This is a genomic window from Methylobacterium sp. J-068 (genome assembly GCF_022829445.1).
Classification (GTDB): domain Bacteria; phylum Pseudomonadota; class Alphaproteobacteria; order Rhizobiales; family Beijerinckiaceae; genus Methylobacterium.
This window is the reverse complement of record NZ_JAKSXY010000019.1, coordinates 25,965-33,321: the sequence shown is the minus strand read 5'-3', so window position 1 is coordinate 33,321 and position 7,357 is coordinate 25,965. Positions and strand designations below refer to the sequence as shown.

Genomic DNA, 7,357 nt, shown 5'->3' with positions numbered 1-7,357 from the left:
CCCGCACCGGCACGTCACAGACCGAGCATTCCCCCGAGTTCGGCCGCATTGACGGGCGACCGCTGCGCCCGCCCGAGCCCGCGACCGCCCCCTCGGACTTCGATCCGGCGCTCTATCTGGCCGCCACTCCGGACGTCGCCGCATCCGGTCTGGACCCGCTCCGGCATTACCTCGAGTTCGGTCGGGTGGAAGGTAGGCCCTTGCGGCCGCTGCGACCGCCCGAGCCGCCCCCCTCCGACTTCGATCCGGTTTTTTATCTGGCCGCCAATCCGGACGTCGCCGCATCCGGTCTAGACCCGCTCGGGCATTACCTCGAGTTCGGTCGGGTGGAAGGGCGGCCGCTGCGACCGCCCGAGCCCGAGCCGGTTTCCCCCGACTTCGATCCGGCCTTCTACTTGGCCGCCAATCCGGCCGTCGCCGCGTCCGGCCTGGACCCACTCGAGCATTACCTCGAGTTCGGCCAGTTCGAGGGGCGGCCGCTGCGACCGTCCGAACCCGTGGCGGCCCCGAAGGACTTCGATCCGGCCTTCTACTTGGCCAACAATCCGGACGTCGCCGCGTCCGGCCTGGATCCGCTCGACCATTACCTCGCGTTCGGTCGGATGGAGGGACGACATGCCTCGGATCGAGAGTGGTTTGCCGCGCAAGCCGTAGGAATAGATCGCGTCGTCTCCCAAGGTATTCTTGAGATCCTGCCTATTCTCTATCCATCAAGGCCCCCGGTTCAGCACAAAATTCTGAATCGATTTGTGTTGCACATGTTTTCTCCCGAATATTATCGGGAGCAGGCCAAAATAGAGGGCCCAATATCGCGGGCCCACCTGCTCATCCATTTTATCGTTTCCGGAATGCCGTCCGGATTCGCGCCGGGGCCGATGTTCGATGCCACCCATTATATGAATACAATACAAGATCTAGGCGTATCTTTCGATACAAGAAGCACGACGCCTTTCGAACATTGGCTGTCATACGGCGTGGAGAATAAGATATCTCCAAATTCGTTTTACAACGACCATGATTATCTATATCTGAACGCCGAGTTGGCTGCATATCCAGGATGGCTATTCGAGCACTTCATTTGTCACGGCATCAACGAAGGACGACAATTCGTCAAATCGATGCGCGTGGAAAGTGGGTACACGACAACCCTGTTCCATCCGCGGAACACCGGAGCCCATCGTTTCTACAAGCGCATTGCGCAGTCGGCCGACGTCAATGGAATGAAGACCTCTCTGACGCGTGTCAGTGATTTTCCCGATACGGATATTGTCAAGGACATATTTTCGCGAGCCAGTGCCATCGATCCGGAAATCGGCTTGCTGGATTGGTATACGAACCTGACCTTGGTTCCCCCCTACCATGATCAGGCGTATCTGGATTTCCAATCCATCCGTGAAATCTTGGAAAATCAAACATTCGACAGCGTCATTCTGATGCCTTTCTGCAAGCTCGGGGGGGCCGATTACGTGGGCGGGCTTCTCGCCAGGAGCCTGGTTGCGTCGGGACGTACGCTGATCCTGAGGACGGAACAGTCGGATTGGGCCCGCCCGGACTGGTTCCCCGACGCAGCGACCAGCATCGATCTGTCGGTCTACCTCAATGCGCTCCCGGAAACGCGACGCGTTCGCGTGCTCTATGAGATCCTGCGCGCCAGCGGCGCTGAGAACATCATCAATGTGAACAGCCGCACCGGATTTTTATTGTTTGAAAGATTCGGTAAACAGCTGAGCTATGACAAGCGTCTCCATGCATACTATTTTTGCGCGGACAGAGACAAGGACGGCATGGAGGTCGGCTATCCGATCTGGTTCTTCTCCAACATTCTCCCCTATCTGACATCGGCGATCACCGATAACGATCACTTGAGGGGTCAGCTTTGCGAGAGATATTGTCTCACCGACGAGCTTGCCGCCCGTGTCCACGCGGTCTACACGCCGACGATGAGTGCCGTTTCCGCCGAGCCCGTCGTCGCGGATGGCATCGCGTCCCGTGAACAGCCTCGGAAACCGCTCCTCCTCTGGGGAGGCCGGCTCGATCGCCAGAAGCGCTTCGATCTCGTTCTCCAGATCGCGGACCTGATGCCCGACATTCAGTTCGCGTGCTGGGGCAAAGCCGTCCTCGATCAGGCACCGGATCTGAGCCAGATGCCCGACAACGTCGTGCTTCACCCGCCATTCAAGCATCTCAGCGAGCTTCCCTTGGAGGAGGCTGACGGCTGGCTGTACACGTCCGATTGGGATGGGTTGCCGACGATCCTGATCGAATGCGCGGCCGTGGGCATGCCGATCGTCGCAAGCGCAGTTGGAGGCGTCCCCGAATTGATCGACGATGAGACCGGCTGGCCCGTGCGAGCGTCCCAGGAAGCGACAGCGTATGTCCGCGCCATTCGCGAGATGTTGAGCCAAGGCGAGGAACGCATGATCCGGGCTCGGGCGCTGCAGGACCGCATTCGGACGCGCCATCAATTCACGACCTATCAGGACCGGGTTTCCTCCATCATCGTGGGCTTGTCGGATGTCTGAGATTTCAGTCGTGATCACCGGTCATCGCGAAGGTGTCATCATCGGTCCGACGATCAAGAGCGCGCTCCAGGCGATCGAATACGCCCAACAAACTCACAAGATCCAATCCGAGATCATTGTCGTTCTGGATCGACCCGACGCTTTGACGAAGCGTCTATTCGAATCGCAACTCGGAAAGGTGGCCCGGATCATCCAGGTCGACGAGGGCGATCCGGGCGCCTCGCGGAACCACGGCGTGAGTTACGCCAATGGACGCTATGTGGCCTTTCTGGATGCGGACGACCTCTGGTCGTTCAATTGGCTTGCGAATGCTTGGAATGCGAGCCGGGGTCGCCCGAACGTTTTTTGGCATTCCGAATGTAACGTGACCTTCGGCAAAGAACGATGCCTCTGGTGGCACATCGATTCTGAAGGCGCGTTGTTCGATGAAAACTATCTGCAATGGGGAAATTATTGGGATGCCCTGTCGTTTGGGCCGATCGAATTGTATCGAGAGTTTCCTTTCAGACCAAACGATCTCGCGCAGGGCTTCGGGCACGAGGACTGGGATTGGAACAGGCTTACGTATGCCGCCGGCATCCCACACAAGCCGGTCACGGATACGATCCACTTCAAAAGACGCAGGTCCAGCTCTCAGATGAGCCGCGTCGAGCAATCGGACGCCCTGGTGCGTCCGTTGTCGATGCCCCGACGCGGGTAGGCGCATTCCATGCGTGTCTAAGCGGGCGAGGTGTCGCGAACCGTGGCGTGGCCGCAGGCAGGGCAGGTTCGGCCTCGCTTTCAGCCTTCGTCGACCGGGGCCCTTCGCATCCGTGCGGCATCGATCCCGCAGCATTCGAACCCGCGGCCCGTGCGTCTCATGCCGGACCTCGGTGAGCATGACTCATCGAGGCCGAGCATCACGCCTCGCGTGTTCGACATCGTCCCCGGAGCCACGAGGGCCGACGATCACATCCTGAGGAGATCCGGTCTGCGGCGAAGATCCGCTTGTCGAGCCAGTTCTCACGCGTGTGTCGTCGGAGGTTCTCGACCGGATTCGGTTCAGGCGGGAGCGCCCGCCTCGTCGGTCCCGGCCAGGGGCCGGTTCATCACCTGATCCAGCAAGGTATGACGAACCCGGCTCCCGTGCCGCGGGCCGGGCCGGTCGCGCCGAAGAGGCCGGCCGGGGCGGAAACGAAAGTTCCGCCTTGTCCGACGCCCCGGAGCGCGGCCCAACCGTGCCGAGCACAGGCGGCGGGCCCGATCCGGGCGTCGTGAACTCCTGGCCAGGGCAAGCCGTGCCGCGGCATCGAAGCCCGGCCGCAGTGGCATGGAAACCGTCATCCCGTCCTCGGACTTCGAACCCGAGGACGGGACGTAGGGTCCTTTCGCGCCGCGACCCGCCGAGGGGCCTGTTCAGTGAGCCTTGGCGGGCGCCATCGAGTCCTTGGCCATGCCGTCCTTCTTCATCGAGTCCTTGGACATGCTGTCCTTGGCCATCGAATCCTTGGCCATCGAATCCTTGGCCATGCCGTCCTTCTTCATCCCATCCTTGGCCATCGAGTCCTTCGCCATGCTGTCCTTGGCCATGGAATCGACCGCGAAGGCCGGGGCGCCGGAAACGGCGGTGGCGAGGACGACGGCGGCGGCGACGCGGAGGAAAGTGCTCATGTGAAGGTGATCCTTACTGGTACGTACCGAACATCGGGCCGGTACTGCGACGTGTTTCGAAGAGAAATCCCTCCCGGTTACAGGTCGGGGAGAAAATTCTGTCGTGCTCTTCCGTGCGGGCGCGCGCCGCCCGTGCAATGGCGCCGCGCACCGTCGCCGGCGGTTCCGGGAGCGCCTTCCCCTTGCGGCGGGCCAGGGCTGTAAGGCCGCCCGAGCCACCCGGTTCGCCAGGCCGCATCGAGCGACGCGCCCACGTCCGATGTCCGATGTCCGGGAGCGGAGCCTCGACCGGATGAGCCGTCGGGCGATCTCCCTGATTGATCGTTCCCGGTCTCCCGGCGAACGCCGGTCTGACCCGGCAGACGGCACGTTTCGGCGGGCCGCCGCGTGGATCGGGGAACCGGACGCGGAATCGGCGATTGACCCTTCATTGGAGTTGTTCTAATTAAGAACAGCAGGGACGCGGGCGCGTCCGACCCGGAGAAAACACCATGGCCAGCAACACCAGCGCAGCCTGCGAGAGCTGCCGCTTCTTCGACGATCACAAGCTCAACGGCGGCCAGGCCGTCGGTGACGAGGGTCTGTGCCGCTTCAATCCGCCGGTGAGCCAGCCCGAGCCGAAATCCCCGGGCCTGTGGCCGGTGGTGGCGTCCAAGGATTGGTGCGGTCACTTCACTGCCGAGATGAGCGCCGCCGAGTAAGAGTGCCTCACACAACTCCCGACCACCGTCGGTCCTCACTCTGGGCACGGCGGCGCAGCGGGAGTTTTTTTGAGAGACACTCAGTCGCCCGTCGCGCACCCGGTCGGCGCGGGCCGTGGCCACGGTCACGGCGATCCGAGGTCCGATCGGAATCTCATTTGGGAAGGGCCGGTGCCGTGGGCACCGGCCCTTTTCGCGTCCGGGGTTGGGCGCCGGCCATGATCCCGTCACCTTCGCATCGGATGGCGGGGCATCACGTGACGGGCGCTCGGAGCCCCAGTGGGCGATGGCGGGTCGCCGCAGGGCGAGCGCATGAGGGTTGTTGGAAGCATGACGAATCGATCGATCATCGTGGGCGCATCGCGTCGGCCGATGCTGCGCCGGCTGGCGCCGCTCGCCGGGCTCGCCGCCGCCCTTCTGCCGGGCCTCGCCCTGGCCGCCGCGCCGAACGAGGCGAGCGGCACCTGGCTCACCGAGGATGGCCGCGCCCGCATCCGCACCGAGAAGTGCGGTCCGCAGAATACGAACCTGTGCGGCTACGTGGTCTGGCTGAAGGTGCCCCTGAACGACAAGGGCCAGCCCCGCATCGACTTCAAGAACCCCGACCCGAAGAAGCAGGCGCGTCCCTCCCTCGGGCTACAGCTCATCATGGGCCTGAAGCCGCAGCCGGACGGCCATTACGGCGGCAAGATCTACAACGCCGACGAGGGCAAGTTCTACGACGTGACCATGTGGTCCGACCAGCCGACCGAGCTGTCGGTGCGCGGCTGCCTGCTCGGCTTCCTCTGCGGCTCGCAGACCTGGAACCGGGTGAACGACGTGGTGCCGGGCCAGCTCACCGGCCCGACCAATGGCCCGGGCGGCCCGCGCGCGGATGCCGAGTGGGCGCCCGCCGCCAAGGCCCCGGCCGGCGCACCCGCCGCGACGGGGACGGCCAAGGCAGCGCCCAAGGGCGCGGCCAAGCCGGGCCCGGCCGCTCCGGCGGCGGCACCCGTCGAGGAATAGGGCGGATCTCCACGATGTCGCCCCGTCGCACTTCGCCCGCGCCTGAACGAAGCACGCCGCCATCCCGCACCGGGTGGCGGCGTGCTTCGTTTCAGTCCGGGCAGCCTCGGACCGGTTGCTCCCTTCGAGATGGCGGGGACGGTCTCAATCCACCAGGGCGGCGTAGGTCAGCACCCGCAATTCCCGGCGCAAGGGCAGCGCCGAGGAGGGGATGAGCTGGGTCAGCAGGACCACGGCGAGGTCCTCGGCGGGGTCGATCCAGAAGGCGGTGCTGGCGAGGCCGCCCCAGGCGACTTCGCCCGGCGTGCCGACGATCTGGGCCCGGGCCGGGTCGAGCATCACCGAGAAGCCGAGTCCGAAGCCGATGCCCGTATAGGCCGTCTCGGAGAAGCGCGGCTGGCCCATGGCGGCGAGATCCCCGTCGAGATGGTTCGCCAGCATGAGATCCACGGTCTTGCGCCCCAGGAGGCGGGTGCCGGCGAGGGCGCCGCGCCCCAGGATGAAGCGGCAGAAGCGCATGTAGTCGGAGGCCGTCGAGACGAGGCCGCCGCCGCCCGAGGCGAGGGCGGGCGGCCGTGCGAAGCGGCTGCCGACGGCATCGTCGTAGAGCTTCAGGGTCCGGTCCCGGAACAGGCTGTAATTGGCGGCTAGGCGCGGCAGCTTGTCGGCGGGCACATGGAAATCCGTGTCGACCATGCCGAGCGGCGCGATCACCCGCCGGCGCAGGAAATCGGCGAAGTCCTGCCCCGTGACGATTGCGACGAGGTGCCCGAGCACGTCCGTGGCCACCGAGTAGTTCCACTCCGCGCCGGGCTGGGCGAGGAGCGGCTGGCGCGCCAGCCGGCCCACCACCTCGGCGAGGCTCGCTTCCTGGGCTTCTCCGAAATCCACCCCGTTCTGGCGGTAGAGCGCGTCGACCAGCGTCGCCTCCATGAAGCCGTAGGTCAGGCCGGAGGTGTGGGTGAGGAGGTCCCGGATCGTGATCGGGCGCCGGGCCGGCTCGCTGTCGTACTTCGCGCGGTTGCCGCCGGTGAGCACCCGCAGGTCGGAAAACTCCGGCAGGAAGCGGGTGATCGGGTCGTCGAGCTGGAAGCGGCCCTCCTCGTAGAGCATCATCACCGCCACCGAGGTCAGCGGCTTCGTCATCGAGTAGATGCGCGCGATGGTGTCGGGGGCGAAGGCGGCGTCGCGGGCGATGTCGGCGCGGCCATGGGCGCGAAAGAACCCGGTCCGGCCGCCACGGGACAGCATAACCGAGAGACCCGCGACCCGGCCCTCGTCCACGTTGCGCCGCATCCAGCCGTCGATGCGCTCCAGCCGATCCGGGCAGAGCCCGAGCGCCCGCGCCTCACCATCGATCTCACCCTGCATGAACCCCGCTCCGTCCTGGCCAACCGAACTCGGCCAATCGAACTTGGCCAACAGATCTCGGCCAGCCGTTTCCGGCCAACCGTTCCCGGCATAGCGCCGGGCCGGGCC

Annotated in this window: 6 protein-coding genes; 4 read left to right on the top strand and 2 right to left on the bottom strand. The window is 64.8% G+C overall.

Annotation, left to right across the window (positions count from 1 at the left end; genetic code table 11):
- Positions 1 to 2,522 (top strand): glycosyltransferase family 4 protein (locus tag MKK54_RS01245; RefSeq protein WP_244008697.1); only part of this gene is annotated, 2,522 nt, incomplete at its 5' end.
- A 10-nt stretch (positions 2,523 to 2,532) separates the two neighbouring features.
- The gene (locus MKK54_RS01240; RefSeq protein WP_244008696.1) at positions 2,533 to 3,222 is read left to right on the top strand and encodes a glycosyltransferase family A protein; all 690 of its coding nucleotides are present in this window, start codon (positions 2,533 to 2,535) and stop codon (positions 3,220 to 3,222) included.
- A 695-nt stretch (positions 3,223 to 3,917) separates the two neighbouring features.
- Here the strand turns inward: MKK54_RS01240 and MKK54_RS01235 are convergent.
- Positions 3,918 to 4,172, bottom strand: coding sequence for a pentapeptide MXKDX repeat protein (locus MKK54_RS01235; RefSeq protein ID WP_244008695.1), 255 nt, complete (start codon positions 4,170 to 4,172; stop codon positions 3,918 to 3,920).
- 491 nt (positions 4,173 to 4,663) lie between these two features.
- Between MKK54_RS01235 and MKK54_RS01230 the strand changes: the two genes are divergently transcribed.
- On the top strand, positions 4,664 to 4,873 hold the full coding sequence (locus tag MKK54_RS01230) for a hypothetical protein (RefSeq protein ID WP_244008694.1): 210 nt from the start codon (positions 4,664 to 4,666) through the stop codon (positions 4,871 to 4,873).
- Between the two features lie 330 nt (positions 4,874 to 5,203).
- Complete coding sequence (locus MKK54_RS01225; protein WP_244008693.1) at positions 5,204 to 5,878, top strand: DUF2147 domain-containing protein; 675 nt, start codon at positions 5,204 to 5,206, stop codon at positions 5,876 to 5,878.
- 144 nt (positions 5,879 to 6,022) lie between these two features.
- On the opposite strand, the gene MKK54_RS01220 is transcribed toward MKK54_RS01225, so the two are convergent.
- The gene (locus MKK54_RS01220) at positions 6,023 to 7,249 is read right to left on the bottom strand and encodes a serine hydrolase domain-containing protein (protein ID WP_244008692.1); all 1,227 of its coding nucleotides are present in this window, start codon (positions 7,247 to 7,249) and stop codon (positions 6,023 to 6,025) included.
- Positions 7,250 to 7,357: the final 108 nt, after the last annotated feature.